The 17,731-nt window shown below is 39.1% G+C and carries 19 protein-coding genes; 8 read left to right on the top strand and 11 right to left on the bottom strand.

From position 1 onward, the window contains the following. Positions 1 to 136: 136 nt before the first annotated feature. Complete coding sequence (locus RCJ95_RS21715) at positions 137 to 1,492, top strand: aspartate aminotransferase family protein (RefSeq protein ID WP_221680763.1); 1,356 nt, start codon at positions 137 to 139, stop codon at positions 1,490 to 1,492. A gap of 43 nt (positions 1,493 to 1,535) precedes the next feature. Here RCJ95_RS21715 and RCJ95_RS21710 read toward each other — a convergent pair whose 3' ends face one another. Beyond that, on the bottom strand, positions 1,536 to 1,988 hold the full coding sequence (locus tag RCJ95_RS21710; protein WP_274772584.1) for a MarR family winged helix-turn-helix transcriptional regulator: 453 nt from the start codon (positions 1,986 to 1,988) through the stop codon (positions 1,536 to 1,538). Positions 1,989 to 2,114: 126 nt separating this feature from the next. Here RCJ95_RS21710 and RCJ95_RS21705 point away from each other — a divergent pair, with 126 nt between their 5' ends. Both RCJ95_RS21705 and RCJ95_RS21700 read left to right on the top strand, forming a co-directional pair. Then, positions 2,115 to 2,546, top strand: a complete 432-nt coding sequence (locus RCJ95_RS21705; RefSeq protein ID WP_446722777.1) for a GNAT family N-acetyltransferase — start codon at positions 2,115 to 2,117, stop codon at positions 2,544 to 2,546. A gap of 100 nt (positions 2,547 to 2,646) precedes the next feature. After that, positions 2,647 to 3,321 (top strand): hypothetical protein, encoded by a 675-nt coding sequence (locus tag RCJ95_RS21700; RefSeq protein WP_446722776.1) that lies wholly within the window; start codon positions 2,647 to 2,649, stop codon positions 3,319 to 3,321. A 138-nt stretch (positions 3,322 to 3,459) separates the two neighbouring features. Here the strand turns inward: RCJ95_RS21700 and RCJ95_RS21695 are convergent, their stop codons facing one another. The 6 genes from RCJ95_RS21695 to RCJ95_RS21670 all read right to left on the bottom strand — a co-directional run bounded on the left by RCJ95_RS21695 (position 3,460) and on the right by RCJ95_RS21670 (position 8,931). Further along, a complete protein-coding gene (locus RCJ95_RS21695) occupies positions 3,460 to 3,849 on the bottom strand; it encodes an RDD family protein (protein ID WP_257521816.1) in 390 nt (129 codons plus the stop codon). Positions 3,850 to 3,912: 63 nt separating this feature from the next. Continuing rightward, positions 3,913 to 4,875, bottom strand: a complete 963-nt coding sequence (locus RCJ95_RS21690; RefSeq protein WP_446722775.1) for a carbohydrate kinase family protein — start codon at positions 4,873 to 4,875, stop codon at positions 3,913 to 3,915. After that, complete coding sequence (locus tag RCJ95_RS21685; RefSeq protein ID WP_446722774.1) at positions 4,875 to 5,759, bottom strand: DMT family transporter; 885 nt, start codon at positions 5,757 to 5,759, stop codon at positions 4,875 to 4,877. The genes RCJ95_RS21690 and RCJ95_RS21685 overlap by 1 nt, the downstream gene beginning before the upstream one ends. A 39-nt stretch (positions 5,760 to 5,798) precedes the next feature. Then, the gene (locus RCJ95_RS21680) at positions 5,799 to 7,049 is read right to left on the bottom strand and encodes a glutamate-5-semialdehyde dehydrogenase (RefSeq protein WP_312130035.1); all 1,251 of its coding nucleotides are present in this window, start codon (positions 7,047 to 7,049) and stop codon (positions 5,799 to 5,801) included. 13 nt (positions 7,050 to 7,062) lie between these two features. Further along, a complete protein-coding gene (gene proB / locus RCJ95_RS21675; RefSeq protein WP_048390146.1) occupies positions 7,063 to 8,157 on the bottom strand; it encodes a glutamate 5-kinase in 1,095 nt (364 codons plus the stop codon). Positions 8,158 to 8,547: 390 nt separating this feature from the next. Further along, entirely contained in the window at positions 8,548 to 8,931 is a 384-nt protein-coding gene (locus RCJ95_RS21670; protein ID WP_274772595.1) for a sodium:proton antiporter, read from the bottom strand. A gap of 215 nt (positions 8,932 to 9,146) precedes the next feature. Between RCJ95_RS21670 and RCJ95_RS21665 the strand changes: the two genes are divergently transcribed. Together RCJ95_RS21665 and RCJ95_RS21660 are read left to right on the top strand one after the other, a co-directional pair. After that, positions 9,147 to 9,770 carry a LysE family translocator gene (locus RCJ95_RS21665; RefSeq protein ID WP_446722773.1) on the top strand — a complete coding sequence of 208 codons (624 nt, stop codon included), beginning with the start codon at positions 9,147 to 9,149 and terminating at the stop codon, positions 9,768 to 9,770. Positions 9,771 to 9,782: 12 nt separating this feature from the next. After that, complete coding sequence (locus RCJ95_RS21660) at positions 9,783 to 10,571, top strand: DUF1835 domain-containing protein (RefSeq protein WP_446722772.1); 789 nt, start codon at positions 9,783 to 9,785, stop codon at positions 10,569 to 10,571. A gap of 142 nt (positions 10,572 to 10,713) precedes the next feature. On the opposite strand, the gene RCJ95_RS21655 is transcribed toward RCJ95_RS21660, so the two are convergent. Both RCJ95_RS21655 and RCJ95_RS21650 read right to left on the bottom strand, forming a co-directional pair. Then, positions 10,714 to 11,280 carry a DUF5412 family protein gene (locus tag RCJ95_RS21655; RefSeq protein WP_369354531.1) on the bottom strand — a complete coding sequence of 189 codons (567 nt, stop codon included), beginning with the start codon at positions 11,278 to 11,280 and terminating at the stop codon, positions 10,714 to 10,716. A gap of 90 nt (positions 11,281 to 11,370) precedes the next feature. Next, complete coding sequence (locus RCJ95_RS21650) at positions 11,371 to 12,252, bottom strand: LysR family transcriptional regulator (RefSeq protein ID WP_048390154.1); 882 nt, start codon at positions 12,250 to 12,252, stop codon at positions 11,371 to 11,373. A gap of 285 nt (positions 12,253 to 12,537) precedes the next feature. Here RCJ95_RS21650 and RCJ95_RS21645 point away from each other — a divergent pair, with 285 nt between their 5' ends. Together RCJ95_RS21645 and brnQ are read left to right on the top strand one after the other, a co-directional pair. Beyond that, positions 12,538 to 13,290, top strand: a complete 753-nt coding sequence (locus RCJ95_RS21645; RefSeq protein WP_221680773.1) for an alpha/beta hydrolase — start codon at positions 12,538 to 12,540, stop codon at positions 13,288 to 13,290. A 166-nt stretch (positions 13,291 to 13,456) separates the two neighbouring features. Beyond that, the gene (brnQ, locus tag RCJ95_RS21640) at positions 13,457 to 14,797 is read left to right on the top strand and encodes a branched-chain amino acid transport system II carrier protein (RefSeq protein WP_221680774.1); all 1,341 of its coding nucleotides are present in this window, start codon (positions 13,457 to 13,459) and stop codon (positions 14,795 to 14,797) included. 48 nt (positions 14,798 to 14,845) lie between these two features. On the opposite strand, the gene RCJ95_RS21635 is transcribed toward brnQ, so the two are convergent. Continuing rightward, positions 14,846 to 15,604, bottom strand: a complete 759-nt coding sequence (locus RCJ95_RS21635) for an SDR family oxidoreductase (protein ID WP_048390161.1) — start codon at positions 15,602 to 15,604, stop codon at positions 14,846 to 14,848. A 155-nt stretch (positions 15,605 to 15,759) separates the two neighbouring features. On the opposite strand from RCJ95_RS21635, the gene RCJ95_RS21630 reads away from it, so the two are divergent. Continuing rightward, positions 15,760 to 16,341 carry a TetR/AcrR family transcriptional regulator gene (locus RCJ95_RS21630; protein WP_221680775.1) on the top strand — a complete coding sequence of 194 codons (582 nt, stop codon included), beginning with the start codon at positions 15,760 to 15,762 and terminating at the stop codon, positions 16,339 to 16,341. Between the two features lie 164 nt (positions 16,342 to 16,505). Here RCJ95_RS21630 and RCJ95_RS21625 read toward each other — a convergent pair whose 3' ends face one another. After that, positions 16,506 to 17,702 (bottom strand): YhgE/Pip domain-containing protein, encoded by a 1,197-nt coding sequence (locus RCJ95_RS21625; protein WP_221680776.1) that lies wholly within the window; start codon positions 17,700 to 17,702, stop codon positions 16,506 to 16,508. Positions 17,703 to 17,731: the final 29 nt, after the last annotated feature.

Here is a 17,731-nt window from a genome sequence, read left to right as displayed (position 1 = left end):
TAGCACCTGCCCTTCGAATGTACAATGTCTATTTCATTATGTTAGAGAAATCAGAAAATTTCAATATTATCTAGCTTAATAGGGAAAATGGTGATAGACAAAAAGACACCGATGATACACGATTGGAGGTCATGATATGGAGCGAAACGATCAGATTACACATACTTTACAGCAAAAAGATCATGAACACATTTGGCATCACATGTCTATCTATAATGACAAAGCACCTCCCATTATTGAACAGGGAGAAGGGGCATGGATTACTGATAGTTTAGGCAATCGCTTTTTAGATGGTATGTCAGGCTTATGGGCAGTGAATGTAGGGTATGGGCGTGAGCGTCTTGCCAGAGTTGCGTATGAGCAGCTAAAAAAGCTTTGCTATGCTCCTTTAACACAAAGCCATGAACCTGCCATCAGGCTCGCTGAAAAAATTAACAGCTTACTTGATGATGACTATATGATGTTTTATTCCAATAGTGGCTCAGATGCGAATGAAGTAGCGTTTAAGTTAATACGTCAATACCATCAACAAAATGGGGAAGGGAACCGCTACAAAATCATTGCTCGTTATCGGGGCTATCATGGCAGTTCACTTGGGGCATTAGCAGCTACAGGTCAGGCTTTACGTAAATTTAAGTACGAGCCGCTGACACCAGGCTTCTTACATGTTGCTCCACCTGATCACTATCGTCGTCCAAAAGGGCAATCAATTGAGGCATACAGCCTAGCACTTGCCCGAGAAATGGAAGAAAAGATTATTTGGGAGCAAAAAGAAACCATTGCGGCTGTCATTATGGAGCCACTCATCACGGGTGGTGGAGTGCTTATTCCACATCCTACATATGTCAAAGAAGTCGAGCGCATTTGTAGAAAGCATGGGGTATTACTCATCATGGATGAAGTCATATGTGGCTTCGGACGGACAGGTAAGCTATTTGGTCATCAGCATTTTGATATTCGACCAGATGTCATTACCATGGCGAAAGGATTAACGAGTGCCTACCTACCACTATCCATTACAGCTATACGGAAAGACATTTATGAAAAATTTAAAGAGACGGACGGCTATAGTCATTTTCGCCATATCAATACGTTTGGGGGCAATCCAGCAGCTTGTGCAGTGGCCATAGAAAATATAAAAATCATGGAAGAGGAAGGACTTGTGCAGCGAGCAAGAGATTTGGGTATTCAATTCCTACATGATTTGCAAGACCTATTAGAGCTGCCTTTCGTTGGCGATATTCGTGGGCTTGGGTTACTCATCGGCATTGAGCTGGTCGAAGATAAACAATCTCAAACACCTGCCAAGCCTGAGCTAATCGCGAAAATCATAGCTGATTGTCAAGCAAATGGCTTAATTATTGGAAGAAATGGTGATACAGTTGAAGGCTTCAATAATATCATTACGTTAAGTCCACCGCTGTGCTGTACAGATGAGGACTTTGAGTTTATGGTTGCTGTATTAAAACGAGTATTTGCAGCCAATGTCTAGCCCGAGGCGATTCCAAATGTGCAAAAAACACGAGGAATCGCCTTTAATACTGTCGTTTATGCCCTTTCTTCACCTCTTCCCAGTCAATCTCGATGTTATGCAACACACGTGTTAGAAGTCTGTGAATGCTGTTCATCTCCTCATTGGAAAACCCTTCAAGCGCACGGGCATTGGAATATTCGCCCTCCCGTTTTAAAAATGGATAGATGTCCATGCTTTTAGCTGTAGGAAAAAGTAATTTATTTTTCTTATTACCTTGTTCAATTCGTTTTTCAATAAAGCCTTTGGTCTCCAATTTTTGAATAGCTCGTGAAGCCGTTGTACGGTCTACCTTCAATAGCTCTGCGACTTTCTCTTGAATAATACCTGGATTTTCACAAATACGGATGACATATAAATATTGCCCCTTTGTTAAATCTAATTCCTTGAATTCAATATTGCTTATTGAGTCTAATGCCCGTGCAATGGCACCTATTTCACGTAAGATTTCTTTCATGTGCGATCCTCCTGAGATTTTTGTTGTAATTGCAATAAAAATCATTCTATACTAATACTATCATCTTCAAAGTGAAATTGCACCTCGAGAAGATGATAAGGCAGGAGAACCTAGGAGGAATAAGTAATGACTATAAAAAAAATAACAACTGAAGCAGAATTACAAACAGCGTTTGATTTTAGACGAAGCGTTTTTATTGAAGAGCAGCAAGTCCCTGAGGAAGAAGAATATGATGAATTTGATGCACTAGATGCTCCATGCGCTCATATTTTGGTGTATTACAATGAGCAACCCGTTGGAACAGGTAGACTACGAGTTGTAGAGGGCTATGGCAAATTGGAGCGTATTTGTATATTAGAAGAATACCGCAAATTTGGCCTTGGTAAGGAAGTTATTGTGGGCCTAGAGCAAATTGCACGAGATAAAGGGCTAACAAAAGCAAAATTAAATGCTCAGTCCTATGCAGAAGGCTTTTATGAAAAATTAGGCTATCAGCGTGAAGGCGAAGAATTTATGGATTGTGGCATCCCTCATATTTTAATGAAGAAATACTGGTAGCAGATGAAATTCACACGATTATAGAACATGCCAGACTTAGCGTCATACTTTGTAACTTTTTAATCGTTGCTTGGGTCTACTGCTTAAAGGGGGGATGTTGTTGAAGAAATGGATATGCCTTTGTATCATGAGTTTGTTACTGACAGCTTGCGGTAGTCAAGTCATAATCGAATGGGTTGATTTAATCAAATGGGATGGTAAGCAATATGAAGCTGTTTATGAAGTCGCGTTAGCCGATCGTTCATTCATTGAAAAGGAAATAGGGGAAGTTGATTTTAAAGTGGCTGATCATGTAAAAAGAACCTCCTATCGCTTTAAGGATGGCGATGCAGCCTTCCGTGAGAAAGGGACAAAGCTTTATGCGATAAAGGGTCTTGAAGATGCTATTGCGGTAGAGGATCAGTCGGTCATTAATGGCTATCGAATTTATATGATAAGAGATGAAGCTCCGCTGCGACAGAATTTTGATCAGGTTCCATTAGAAGAAGTGAAGAAAATAGAATTTTACTCATCTATGGAAGAAGGCGATCGGAAAACGGCTAGCTATACAGACCAGTCTGACATGGAAGCTATAAAGGCGATTTTAACCAACAGTAAGCTAGCCCCATCCTTTGAGCCGAATGGAGATACGAACCGTTATGATGTACTCCTTTATACAGACGATGCCATTGCTTTTCAATATGGCATACAATTTGATGGTACTACTTATTTTTGGTTTCCGTCAGAAAACGCGATTTTATCGAATGATATACAGCAGTTTATTTCCAAAGATTAGCGTACTTCTCTAAAGAGGCTTATATTGAAGTATATTTCCATGCTACTTTCTGTAATGGTTCAGGCGATAAGGAAGATTCACACTTTAGCAAAATGCTCCAATTAAAGGAAGCTGCCCAAACGATAAGGCAGCTTTCATTTATTTTTCCTTTACAACCGTACCTGCAAAGCTATCATGAGGAAGACGTTGACCCTGCTGCTGCTCGAAGGCGTGGCGATCTTTTAGATAATCGAAGGTACTGATAGTGTCTCGATAAGCCATGCGTTTAATAATTTGACCTTCTGATAATGGACGACCATCTTCATTTTCGAGTGTTAATCCCATTGCTTTGTAGCCAATCGTTTGTCCATTTTTACGGAGTTGTGCATATTCTAGCGCCCACAATACCACAGTTGGCGTAACAAGTGCATGAACAGCCTCGTTTTTTACTTTTTTTCGTAGGAAGTATTCAACCCCCAACGTGACAGCTGTTGAAACAGCTGTATCGATTAAAAATGCAGCTGTGCGTTTTTTTGTCATCGATTGCATATAAGCCCTCCTTTAATGACCTGTCACTAGTACATACGAACAATAAGGACAAAAAGTTTCGATTTATCCTAAATTCATATCTAATGAAAGTACAGGATAGGATGGAATCGCCCCATGCTTTGTGGTTGAAATGCCTGCATATCCGTTTGCAAAAGAAAGCAGAGAGATCGCATACTGTTCACAATGAGCTACCATTTGAGCTACTGTTAGTTGATGATGAAGAAATTGACTTAAAATCGCGCCAATTAAAGCATCACCAGCCCCAGTTGTATCAACGGTTTTTACCTTGTCAGCAGGAGCCTTCACATGATGCTTTTTCGTATATAGGGTAGCCCCAGCAGCACCATGTGTAATGATGATAACTTCTACATATCCCTTGAATAACGTTTGAACAGCTTCCTGTTCGTCTTCTAGAGTAGTTAAAAACAACAGTTCTTCCTCTGAAAGCTTGACAATATGGGCTTTTGGTAAAAAGGCTAAAATGGTTTCACAACACGCCGTCTTATCCTGCCATAAAGGAAGGCGCACATTCGGATCAAAGGATATAAGGCTCCCTGCTTGATGTGCCTGTTCAATAAGGGCAAGATGTGCTTGTTTCATAGGACTCTCTACAAGATTAACAGAGCAAAAGTGAACGATATCGTGCGCTGTTAATAGCTGCGAGGGGAGGTATTCCTGTTTGTATAAGAGATCTGCAGCATGTCGGCGATAAAACTGAAAATCTCGATCGCCATGTTCATTTAATGAAACAAAGGCAAGACTTGTTTCGCCATCCGTTGTTTGACGAATAAACTGGGTATCTACACCTGCTTGCTGCAACGTTTTGATTAGGAAGTCACCAAAGGCATCCTGACCTACTTGTGTGAGAAGGGCCGCCTGCTGTCCTAGCTTTGCACAGACTGCGGCTACATTGGCAGGTGCCCCTCCTGCATGTTTAGTAAAATGCTCAATGTTGGCTAGGGAGCCATGCTGCTGTGTCGGTGTAAAGTCAATTAATAATTCTCCAATTGTGAAGAGCTTGCCCATTATGAGACCTCCTGTGGTAGACGCTTTTTCTTTGGAACATAAATCGTATAAAAAATACCAACGAAAATGAGAAGGATCCCCATCGTTTGCGTAAAGCTTGGCATAAAATCAAGCAATAGCATATCCAGTAAAATGGCGACAACAGGGTCGACAAAAACCAATACGGAGACAAGAATCGTAGACAGGCTACGAATACTATCAAAAAATAAATAGTACACAAATCCTGTATGAATAAAGCCTGTGCCGAGTATATAAAACCAATTGGTTGACGTTAATCCATCGAACAGCGAGAAGTCGATAAAAGGCAGTAGTATCACGATTCCAACTGTTGTTTGAATATAGGTTAACGCATACGAGCTAAGCTTCGTGATGGTTTTACTTGTTAGCATCGTAAGGGCATAAAATACCGCTGACAGTAATGCCCAGATAAAGCCAGATTGCATAAATTCTGAGAACGATACAAAATTATTGAGACCGATGATAAAAATACTACCGATAAAGCAAGTGATTGTTGCAACAAGTGCCTGAATGGTCATCTTTTCCTTTAAAAAGATAGCGCCTAAAATTAACACAAATATAGGGGCTAAATTATAGATGGAAATGGCAATCGAAATGGACATTTCCTCAAAGGCTTTAAATAAAAATACCCAATTTAACACAATAAAGACACCGCAAATAAGCGTTTGAAAAATTTCTTTCTTATCCCATACCTCTGTTTTATGTCCACCCGTAATGAGCCACATACCACCTAGAAAGAGGGTTGCGCAAATGCATCTAACAAAGACAAGCTCTGTAGCGGGAACACCAGTGTGAACGGTAAAAAAGCCGATGGAACCAAACAGTGCCATGGAGACTGTTAGTTTAATGATTGCTGAGATGTTCATACGAAACCTTCCTTCTATTATTTTATTAAACTATAAGAACTATTCACGAATTTGGCCGTTGCCATGAATAACATATTTTGTTGATGTTAATGCAGGCAAGCCCATTGGTCCACGGGCATGTAGCTTTTGTGTACTAATACCAATTTCTGCACCATAACCAAATTCAAAGCCGTCTGTGAAGCGGGTGGAGGCATTATGATACACTGCTGCTGCATCGACATTGTTTAAGAACGTCTCGGCGGTTAATTGATCTTCTGTAATGATGGCCTCAGAATGATTTGTGCCAAAGTATTGAATATGCTCAATCGCTTCATAGACATTTTCCACTAATTTAACGCTTATTTTTAAATCAAGGTACTCTGTCGCATAATCATCCGCCGTAGCTGGAAGGGCAGCTTCAAACTGCTGACATACTTGCTCATCCGCGATGATGGTTACACCTGCATGATGAAGAGACGTTAAAAGCTGGACGCCATGTTCTTTAAACCAAGTAGGATGAATGAGTAAGCTTTCTGCTGCATTACAAACAGAAGGACGCTGTGTTTTAGCATTCAGACAGATTTTTTCTGCTTTTATGTAATCCGCCATTTCATCCACGTAAATGTGGCAGTTGCCTGCACCTGTTTCCAGTACAGGAACAGTCGCTTCATTGACAACTAAATCAATCAGGGCTTTGCCACCGCGTGGAATGAGCACATCTAAGTACTCTTTTAAATGGAATAGTTCTTTGGCTGTTTCGCGGCTTGTATCCTCAATTAATTGAACAGCATCGATAGGGATGGATGTTTTAGCAAGCGCGCGATGAATACTTGCGACAAGAGCCATATTAGAAAACTTGGCGGAAGAGCTTCCGCGCAAAATAACGGCATTGCCTGTTTTTAGAGAGAGTGTTGCTGCATCGATTGTGACATTTGGTCGAGCTTCATAGATCATACCAATAACACCAAGTGGGACAATTCGTTTTTCGATGCGTAGCCCATTGTCTTTTTCAATACGTTCAACAATTGTACCTACTGGATCGTTTAAGGAGACGAGTAAATGAATGGCATCGGCCATTGCCGCAATCCGTTCTTCATTGAGCATGATGCGATCTAACGTAGATGCAGGTATACCTTGCTGCTCACCCTGTGCCAAATCCTTTGCATTTTCAGCCATAATGTCATGTTGATCGATTAATAGCTGTTCTGCAATTTTTTTCAGTGCCTCATTTTTCTCGCAGGTCGTTTTAATATTTAACATGTAGCTTGCGGCTTTTGCGCGTTGTCCTTTTTCTTGAATTTCACTTGTCATTTGTCATTCCTCCTTAATTCGTTTGAATTTTCAGCCATTTATCTCTGTGAATTACCTCAATAGGGCTTTTCAGCAATGTATCAGTCCGTTTTCCCATGGCAGAGATAAGCTCTTGAGAAGAGTACAGCACTTCGCCACGTCCTAGTAAGTCCTTTTCACTATAGACTTCTACAACATCACCATTTACGAAATCACCTTCTACACGATAGACGCCAGCAGGTAATAGACTTTTACCATTATTCATTAAAGCCTGTTCAGCACCACTATCTATAAAAATTTTACCAGAAATTTCCGTGAGTGCAATCCACTGTTTATGATTTGTTAATACAGCAAGCTCGTCATGCTCCACATAAGTGCCATCACCATGCCCTGCTAAAATATCGACGAGCTTCTGTGCACCATGACCTGTTCCGATAAATACCTTCACTCCTGCACGTAGCGCTGTTCGGGCAGCCAGAAGCTTAGAGGCCATGCCACCTGTGCCAACCTTTGATCCTGTACCATCCGCAAAGCTTAGCAAATCATCTGTAATAGCCGCTAATCGATCAATGCGCTCTGCCTGAGGGTTTTTATTGGGATTGGCATTATAAAGGCCATTGATATCTGTTAAAATGATGAGCTGATCTGCGTGGACAAGTCCACTGACGAGTGCTGAAAGCATGTCGTTATCTCCAAAGGTTAATTCACTAATTGACACTGTATCGTTTTCATTAATAATCGGTAGCATGGATCGTTCTAACAATTCCTCGAAAGTCGCATAGGCATTTTTATAGCATTCTTTTTTAGAAAAATCTGTTCGTGTCAATAATATCTGTGCAGGCATGATATCGTAAATACTAAATAAGGCACTGTACGTTTGAATAAGTAGGCTCTGTCCTACAGCAGCAGCTGCCTGCTTTCCTTTCACTGTCACAGGGCGAGCAGGGTAGCCTAGTTGTTTAAAACCCGCCGCTACAGCACCTGACGAGACAAGCAACACTTCATGACCCAATTTCTTCAACTCGGCGATTGCCTGCACATGGTCCATTAAGCGAACTTTATCGATTTCACCCTTCACATTCGTTAAAGAGCTACTACCAATCTTAACAACAATTCTTTTTCTCTCCATCTCACTACCTCCATCATTGCTGAATCAAGATAAAAAAAGCCTTTTCATCCTAAAAATTAGGACGAAAAGACTTGCCTTCCGTGGTACCACCTACATTGAATATCATGCGACATTCCACTTTTCTCATAACGCTCGAGACTGCGCCTAGTTTGGCTAGGACGTTTCACGAAGTAGGTTTCATTAGTCTTTCTTGTACAATGCCTTCCAGCCGATGGGCATCGCTCTCTTTTCAAGCAGTGGCTAACTACTGGTCTTCGTTCGTTTTCTTATCTATTGACTAAAGGATGCACTACTTCTATAAGTCTGTCAAGCTGAACGGATAAATTACTTGAAAGTTTTGATAAATTAAGAAAGGAATGCGTTAAAATGATAAAGAGGCTGCTTATTCATTTATTTAAACCACCAAATAGCTATGAAAAGGGGAAGCATAGCCAGCACAATGACAAAGAAACTCCAAATGACTTGTTTCCCTGAAGACATATTTTTGGGTTTAATACTCATTTGTTCATACAGCTGGTTAATGGCTCGTTGCTCTTTCGCATAAAGCATTGCTTGAAATTCTTCGTAATCTTGTATATAGCTAGATGGGGCACGTGGACTGAAGCGTAAATTTCGAATGGAATCCGTAATCTCTTTGTCAGCCATCCAATACGTGATGACAGGTGCTAAGCCTGCGTTTTGTGTGGCCTTTACCTCAATGTCATGGGATTTCATTTTATAGTAGACCTGTCCATGCTCATCCTCATATTGCTTGACAATATCACTTACTGCCATTATCAATCACCTCTTATGGAAGTTATCTATTTTATCATGAGTTTCTACTATTATAATGGATTAGGGAAGAAAAGTATCGCTTGAGCGAGCATAAATTGTGAAACCAAAATTGAAAAAAAGTTTTGGATAAAGTCATAAACTTACATCTAGTGAGAACAACGTCATGTAGTATAATGTAAATAGTTTTTTAAAAGAAGTTGAAGGAAGGGAAAGTTTTGGACATTTCAACGTTATTTGCGTTTTTAGGGGCTGCGATGATTTTAACCATTATGCCAGGGCCCGATAATTTATTTGTGCTTGCCCAAAGTATTACACAAGATAAAAAAGCGGGTATTGCCACATCACTTGGATTGTGTACAGGACTACTTGTTCATATTAGTGCAGCAGTACTGGGTATTTCTGCGATAATTTATCAATCGACCATTATTTTTTCCATCGTCAAATTTGCAGGAGCAGCGTATTTATTATATCTAGCTTGGCAATCATTTCGTGCTAAAGGAGACCCTTTTACGTTGCAACAGCAAAATACGCAAGCTTATATTAAATTATATAAAAAGGGAATATTAATGAATATTTTAAATCCTAAAGTATCGTTATTTTTCCTAGCGCTGTTACCACAGTTTGTTAATCCATCGCAAGGACATGTGGCGTTTCAAATGCTTATTTTGGGTATTGTATTTTTAATACAAGCACTTGTATTATTTTCATTGTTTAGTATATTTGCAGGGAAAGTTAGACAAGTCATTATTGGTAAACCTGCGATTGCTAAACGACTAAATATGGTTCAAGGTATTCTCTTCACATTTATCGGGATACAGATTGCCATCAGCAAACAGTAGGGAGGAATGGACATGGCTATTTTACATATTACCTTTAGCTTAGCAACACAGGGTTCTATGAAACTTGCAATCCGTCAACATCGTTTGCAGCGAAATGAATCAGTTCTAAGTGTCCATGATGATCTCTCGATTGGACCTCTTCAAAACTTTGAAGAACGTAAAACTTGGTTAACCACGCATATTTTAGATGATGATGACCAGCAATTGTATGATGAGATGTATGAAAACTGGAGGAAAAAGATCGCTAATTTACCTTGTGATGTGGATGTGTGGATTTGGTATAGTCACAACACACATGAACAAATAGGACTGCGCTATGTGATGAGTGAGTTAATTCATAAATGCAGTATGGTGTATGGTATTGATGCAACGGAGAATCTAAAGAGTATCCACCCCAATCTAGACATTCGCCATACAGGCGAGCTTTCCTCGGAAATGCTCATGAAACTTCGCCCTAGTGCGAAACGATTCTCTGTGCAAGAATGTCAGCAACTCGCTAAGGAATGGGAGAACATCAAAGAACAGCCAAGTACATTACGGTTATGGAAAAGTGAACTATTGCATGTAAAGGAAGATGCAATGGATGCATACATTATCGCCAGTGCAAAAAATTTGCATTTACAGCAAAATGAAGAGTGGCTAATGCCTACGCATATTTTGGCACAGATATTTGAAACATTTGTCCATTATGTAGGAAATGATTTTGTAGAGTATCGCTTACTGACCCTCGTCGAACAGGGCGTATTTGCCATGAAAGGCGATACAACGGATATTTTTTCCTATCAGGTTAAATTACTTTAATTCATTTAAGTGAATGAACAGTAAAAAATCAGGCGAGCAAAGCCTGATTTTTTATTGTTCCAAATGCTTGAAGCTGCTTGTATGAGTAGTGCTCAAAGTCAGTCGTTTCAACATAATGATTCAGCACAGTAACTTAACCGTTTTAATTTTGATAACACTTTTCATATTCATCTTTCATCAACAAACTTTGACATGCCAAGCCATTTTCATGATAAATTTCTTTATCAATATTTAATACTAGACTTCTATTTGAATTGGTATAATTAGGCTCTTTATTAACAATGGATAATTTTTCCTCGTCTAGCCATTTCATCGAGAATTGACTTTTAGCCTCTGCATAATAGACGATTTTGTTTATGTGAGCTTTATTATTTAAAATTTCTATCCATACATGAACACCACCACTTGGACCTGCACCACCATATGGTTCATAATAAGCGTGCGCTATATATTCCCCTGTAGGAGATAACACAGATTCGGCCACCTTTTGCGTATTTTCTTTATCTAAAGTACTAAACGTAAAAAAATATTGAATATATATAAATATTCCCAAAAACAGGACTAAACCTGTCAATAGTGCTGTTAATGTTTTTTTAGGGAAGTTTTTCTGTTTAAAAAAGAAATTTATTAATTTGATTACAAAAATGAATAATACGATCAAGGTAAATAAAAATACAAAGAAACCTAATGTATTAAGTAATAAATTCAAATTATTACCTCCCTAGTATGGTGAAACAGTGCCTTTTAGAAAATAAAGCGAGTAACAAGGACATCTAGATGATGTTGTTACTCGCTCTTTTTATTTATTGTCATAAAAATCGAAAACAAATTGTTTAAACTGACGTGCAGATGGCGATAAATAACGATTTTCTATCCAAGCCATGCCGATAATTCGTTCACATACCATATCCTCAACATGGATTTTAACGATTTTTTTTGGGTTTAAATCCTCATCATCGGGTAGTAAGGAAACGCCAAGCCCCGCACCAACAAATCCAGCGATTGTCGATACTTCATCACCTTCATAAGAAATTTTAGGCTTAATGCCCGCAGCATTTAATAAGCGATCAGCTGAGCGACGTAATGCATAGCCCTTTTTCATTAAGACAAAACTTTCATGCTCCAATTCTTTCATTTTGATGCTTTTACGATGGGCTAATGGATGGTCAATTGGGACCATTATAAAGAGCTCATCTCGCCATAATTCCTTCCAACAAACTGGCGGCTCTGTATCGATCGCAGCTAGTAGGCACAGGTCTAACTCACCTGCCAGTAATTGTTTTAACTGTGAATGGGAGTAGTTTTGTGTGAAATGAAAACGTATATGGGGATGTTTTTGACGGAAGGCACGAATCAAGTCGGGTACAATACTCGTTCCAAGTGTATGTAAAAAACCGAGTGATACATCTCCGAGTTCTGGATTATTAAGTTCCTGTAATTCTAAAACAGCCTTTTCATATTCCTTACGCATGCGCTGGACACGATATAAAAATAGCTCTCCATATCGGTTTAGCATAATCGAGCGCCCTTGTCTGTCGAAAAGCGGTACACCTAATTCTTCCTCCAGCTTTGAAATTGAACGACTAAGTGCTGGCTGTGAAATCGCTAATGCTTCGGCAGCCCGTGTCATATGCTCTAACTTTGCAACGGTTACAAAATATTCTAATTGTTGCCACTCCATTTTTTTCACCTCTTTTCTTGTGAATTTTGAGTTATCTGCATTATAACGGGAAACAGACGGGAAGTATAGGTAGCAAAAAATTTTTAAAAGGACGTTGCAATTATTTAGCAGAATGGAAAAGTTAAGTAGCAGAAAGTGTGATAGTACAGCCATTAAGTTGACATCATTCATGCATAATACACATTGATTTGATAAAAACTATAAATTGTACATTATGAATAAAGGGTGGTAAGATAGACACATAAAATACACAATTATTAATTTCCGTGAAGGGGATATCATAAAATGAAGTTAACAAAGCCACAACCTCTAACAATCGAGGGAGGCAAAAAAGCCGTACTATTACTGCATGGATTCACAGGTAGCACAAAAGATGTGAAAAAGCTAGGAGAATTTTTATCTCAACGAGGTTATACTGTGCATGCACCAATTTATAGTGGGCATGGTGTAGAACCAGAAGCATTATTAGAAACAAAACCAGAAGATTGGTGGAACGATGTAGTAGAAGGTTATAACTTCCTACAAGAGAAAGGCTATGAAGAAATCGCTGTTGTTGGGATTTCACTTGGAGGCGTCTTTTCATTAAAAGTGGCAGAGACATTCCCAGTGAAAGCATGTGTAGCGATGTGTGCACCGATTACACGTGATAATTCAAAAGGCTTATTTACACGTTTGTACCATTATGCTCGTTTATATAAACACTTTGAAAATAAATCAAAAGATCAAATTATTTCAGAATTACATGAATTACGTATTTCACCGAAGGATTCATTGGACGGCGTAACACGTTTAACAACAGAAACGCGTGAAGAATTATCAACGATCAAAGCACCAACTCTTGTGTTACAAGGCTCATTAGATGATGACCTATATCAAGAAAGCGCACCTTTTATTTTAAATACTGTGGAAACAGACGACAAAGAAATCATTTGGTATGAAAACTCTGGCCACATTATTACATTGGATAAAGAACGCGATAAAGTGTATGAAGATGTTTATAAATTTTTAGATCATATTGAATGGTCAGTTGCAAACTAAGAAGGGGCTGTCAGTAGACAGCTCTTTTTTTGTTGAATCTCACTGGATAAACGAAAAAACTATTGTAATTATAATAAATGCTTGATAACATGATGAAATTGTAGTGAAAAATCATTCGATTAAAATAATTTGCTATAGTCTAAAACTTCTAAGGAGCACATCAATTATGCAACAAAAAATACCTTTTTCAACTTACGCAGTCATTGGAACCATGTTATTTGGACTGTATTTTGGAGCAGGGAACCTAATTTTTCCTATTCAAATGGGTCAATTTGCTGGGACTAATTTTTGGTTTGGATTAATCGGATTTTTAGTGACTGCTATCGGCTTACCATTCCTCGGAATTTTGGCAATTGGCTTATCAGGTAGTAATGGTTTACGTGATCTAGCCAATCGTGTTCATCCTATATTTGGTATTATTTTTTCATTAGCACTGTACTTAACAATCGGCCCATTCTTTGCCATCCCACGTACAGCAACTGTACCTTTTGTAGTAGGGTTTGAGCCATATATTCAAGCACAACATGCAACACTGCTACTAGCTGTATTTAGCTTTATATTTTTTGCCATTGTCTACTATTTTTCTTTAAACCCAGCAAAAATAATGGATTATATCGGTAAATATTTAACACCTGCATTTTTAGTTGTTTTATTTATTTTAATTATTACAAGCATTACAAAGCCAATGGGCCATTTCCAGCAGCCAATCGGTGAATATATGGATGCTGCCTTTATGACAGGCTTTAAAGAGGGCTATAATACGATGGACGCCCTTGCCTCACTAGCCTTCGGGATTGTTGTCATTAATGCAATTAAAAGTGCGGGGATTACAGATCGTAAGGAAATTGCCAAGGCTACATGGACATCAGGTATTTTTGCAATGGCTTTAATGACGCTGATTTATGGTCTCATAACCTATATGGGCGCTTCTAGTATTAATGCTGTCGGGACTTTTGATAATGGTGGTTTAATCTTTGCGGCAGTGGCCGATCATTATTTCGGCTCATTTGGAGCTATTTTATTGGCGGTCATCATTGTGCTCGCTTGCTTAAAAACAAGTATCGGCTTAATTACATCTTGTAGTGAATTTTTCCATGAGGTATTTCCAAAAATCAGTTACAAATGGTTTGTGTTCCTGTTGTGTGCTGTATCCTTTACGATTGCAAATTTTGGTTTAAACAATATTATCAAATATGCTATTCCAGTTTTAATGTTCTTATATCCATTAGCAATCGTCTTAATCTTGCTTGCTCTAAGCTCATCCTTCTTTAAGAATAAGCAAACAGTGTATGCCATTGCGATGATTTTTACATTTTTCATTAGCCTGATTGATGGCTATAAAGCCCTGGTAGAAAGTGTGCCAGATGCGAAGTTAGGTGTATTGGATGCAGTAGAGAAATACTATTCTGCGATGCTACCTTTTTATGATATTGGCTTAGGATGGATACTGCCAGCGTTAATAGGGGCAGTAATTGGAAGCATGATTCCGTCTCGAAAAGTTATATAATGAAAGAAACACGCACAGAAAATGTCTCTGTGCGTGTTTCTTTATGAATTAGTAAGCTGTCCAGCCACCATCAACTGCAATAACTTGTCCATTCACAAAGCTAGCCTCATCCGAGCCTAGGAAGATCGCTAATTGAGCGATTTCTTCTGGCTGACCAGCCCGCGGATTGATGGATAGTCCTAGTGCTTGTCGTGCAGCTCCTGTTTGGCTCATATTTGTCATAGAAGAGGCGATATTGGTCATCACTGCTCCTGGCGCAATACCATTACAGCGAATATTTTTATCAGCATACATAAAAGCTGTATTTTTTGTTAAACCAACTACCGCATGTTTTGAAGCTGTATAAGCAGCCCCAGCCCGTGCACCATATAAGCCACCTGCAGAAATATTATTGACAAAGACACCGTGACCTTGTGCAAGGAAAATTTCGGTAGCCATACGCATAGAGCGCATAACAGCTGTTGTGTTCACTGCAAATACTTTTTCCCATCGTTCATCAGAAATTTCTCCAACTGGCTCCATACCATCCATAATACCTGCATTGTTGACTAATATATCTAATTGACCATAGTTCGTTTTTGTTTCATCAAATAAGCGTTGTAAGTCTTCTGTAGATGCGACATTGGTTTGAATGGCAAATGCTGTTCCTCCAGCCGCTTGAATACCTTCCACAACCGCTTGGGCACCCTCTAAATTTAAGTCTGAAACGGCAACCTTAGCGCCTTCTTTTGCATATCCTTCTGCAATGGCTTTCCCCATACCTGAAGCTGCACCTGTCACAATGGCTACTTTACCTTCTAATCTCATCTCAAAGACCTCCTCATAGTAATTTCTTTACTTATTGAACATCTGTTCATTAAAATCATATAATAAAAATGAAAGCGATTTCAATATGCAAAAAAACGGGATGTGTTGAGTAATCAACACATTTGGACAAACTGTTTATTAAGGAGCTGAAAAAATTGCGTACAACAGATTTACGGATTATTAAAACCAAGCAAGCTCTCCACGATGCTTTATTGACCTTGCTTAGCCAAAAGCCATTAGAGCAAATCTCCATTGCTGAAATTTGTAGAGAAGCAAAGGTCAATAGAGGAACCTTCTATTTACACTACGAGCAAAAAGAGGGGCTCTTTGAAGAATACTTTCAGGAGATAATGGAGGATTTATATCAATCCTATGAAGAACCCTATCGTGCGGTCACGACATTGAACACAAATCAATTAGATCCCAATACCATCCGTATTTTTCATCATATCGAACGCTTTAAAATGTTTTACCGTATCGTCTTTTCTAAAAATGTCCCGCTGACCTATTATTACATGCTTTTTGATGGCATTTATTCTCTGCTAAAACGAGATATTACCACACAGCACATACATCAAATGGAGGATCATATATCGATCGACTATTATAGCGCCTATCAAGCAAACGCCATCATCGGTCTCATCATTCAATGGTATCGCGGCGATTTCAGCGATAGCGTGACCATGTTAAATCAACAGCTAGCAGCTATTTTAAAGAATGTGAGAAGTGGGGGATAGAGTAAGAAGCAGTGGATAGAACGTTAGAATTGAAGGATAGAGAGAAGTAGCGGATAGAATGCCCGAATTTGAAGGATAGAAGAGAAGAAGTAGCGGATAGAACGCTCAATTTGAAGGATAGAAGAGAAGAAGTAGCGGATAACCCCTCAAAGAGAAGGTCTACATCAACTTGTAGACCTTTTCTTTTCTATTAAATCATTTGTTGGCTTAAATGTGACGATCAGCGTAGCAATGGCTAGTGTCACGAAGATGATGATGCCTAAGGAGCTACTGTTTTGCAGGAGATTATCGGTACTACCACCAAAGATGATCGTGTAGTAGCCATCTGCTCCATAAGTGGCAGGTAGCATGGCAGCGACCTGCTTGTATCCTTCAGATAGCATGGTTTTTGGAACAAGTACACCAGATGTTACTAATTGGAGTGAGAGAGCACAAATATTAAATATCATCCCCATATTCCCAAAGGCAATCACAAATACTTGGGCCAAGCTAAGGAAAGCAAGATACATTACAGATTGGAAGAGATAAATCGACAACAGGCTTTCTTGACTATCGATATTAAAAAGGTGCATCAAACCAATTGTTATGAATGGCAATGTAAAGGCTACGCCCACATTGAGTAGCTGTCGTGCGAGAAACAATTGCCATTTTGATAGGCTTGCTTGAACGAGCTGTGCTGCTTCTTGGTGTTGCATAATCATGACCATCGCTCCCACAAAGGAGGAAATGATGACCATAAATGGGACGAAGTTTGCAGCAAATCCCTTTACATCATTGGTTTTTACAATTGTACCATCGACGGGATGGTCTTTGACATTCATTACAGTCGTTTTGACAGAAGTGGTAATTTGTTGGGCAGTGTCTTGCTCGAATGGAAGCTGAGCAAATTGTTGAGCAAAGACTGCAACCGCTTGATTTTGCTGCATTGGATAAAGGGCTTGATTGATTTCTTCTGTTAATTGCTTTGCAACACCCTCCATCATATTTTTCGCTACACTTGCATTGGCTTGATTAATCGCATAAATAATTTCAGCCTCTTTCCCTGCTTGGATTTGATTTGTAAAATCGGCTGGAATCTGCATAATCATATTAATTTTTCGTTCGTTTAATGCGCTCTCAGCTTTCTTCATCGAAGAATAGTCCTCCATTGCAAAGGGGATGGAGCCTTTGATGTTATGTGCTACCTGTTGCCCCATTACAGAATCTTCCACAACAATGCCAATGCTTAACTGTTCAGCTCTTTCATTGACACCATCATAGGCAGTCATCCAGATTGTAAAGAAGATTAATTGAAAGGCAATGGTTGCAACAATGCCAATATAGGTTTCGCGAACTCGTAAAAATGCTTGTAAACCTGTCATTTTTTATTCCTCCTAAAATTAAGTAAGTA

It is taken from the genome of Lysinibacillus sp. BSL11 (assembly GCF_052928325.1).
This window is presented reverse-complemented; position numbering and strand designations above follow the sequence as displayed.

Coding starts and splice junctions, on each gene's coding strand:
- RCJ95_RS21660 (WP_446722772.1), top strand. CDS start 9,783: ATGGCTATTTTACATATTACCTTTAGCTTAGCAACACAGGGTTCTATG.
- RCJ95_RS21680 (WP_312130035.1), bottom strand. CDS start 7,049: ATGACAAGTGAAATTCAAGAAAAAGGACAACGCGCAAAAGCCGCAAGC.
- RCJ95_RS21715 (WP_221680763.1), top strand. CDS start 137: ATGGAGCGAAACGATCAGATTACACATACTTTACAGCAAAAAGATCAT.
- RCJ95_RS21645 (WP_221680773.1), top strand. CDS start 12,538: ATGAAGTTAACAAAGCCACAACCTCTAACAATCGAGGGAGGCAAAAAA.
- RCJ95_RS21625 (WP_221680776.1), bottom strand. CDS start 17,702: ATGACAGGTTTACAAGCATTTTTACGAGTTCGCGAAACCTATATTGGC.
- RCJ95_RS21650 (WP_048390154.1), bottom strand. CDS start 12,252: ATGGAGTGGCAACAATTAGAATATTTTGTAACCGTTGCAAAGTTAGAG.
- brnQ (WP_221680774.1), top strand. CDS start 13,457: ATGCAACAAAAAATACCTTTTTCAACTTACGCAGTCATTGGAACCATG.
- proB (WP_048390146.1), bottom strand. CDS start 8,157: ATGGAGAGAAAAAGAATTGTTGTTAAGATTGGTAGTAGCTCTTTAACG.
- RCJ95_RS21690 (WP_446722775.1), bottom strand. CDS start 4,875: ATGGGCAAGCTCTTCACAATTGGAGAATTATTAATTGACTTTACACCG.
- RCJ95_RS21705 (WP_446722777.1), top strand. CDS start 2,115: ATGACTATAAAAAAAATAACAACTGAAGCAGAATTACAAACAGCGTTT.
- RCJ95_RS21635 (WP_048390161.1), bottom strand. CDS start 15,604: ATGAGATTAGAAGGTAAAGTAGCCATTGTGACAGGTGCAGCTTCAGGT.
- RCJ95_RS21710 (WP_274772584.1), bottom strand. CDS start 1,988: ATGAAAGAAATCTTACGTGAAATAGGTGCCATTGCACGGGCATTAGAC.
- RCJ95_RS21670 (WP_274772595.1), bottom strand. CDS start 8,931: ATGGCAGTAAGTGATATTGTCAAGCAATATGAGGATGAGCATGGACAG.
- RCJ95_RS21695 (WP_257521816.1), bottom strand. CDS start 3,849: ATGCAATCGATGACAAAAAAACGCACAGCTGCATTTTTAATCGATACA.
- RCJ95_RS21685 (WP_446722774.1), bottom strand. CDS start 5,759: ATGAACATCTCAGCAATCATTAAACTAACAGTCTCCATGGCACTGTTT.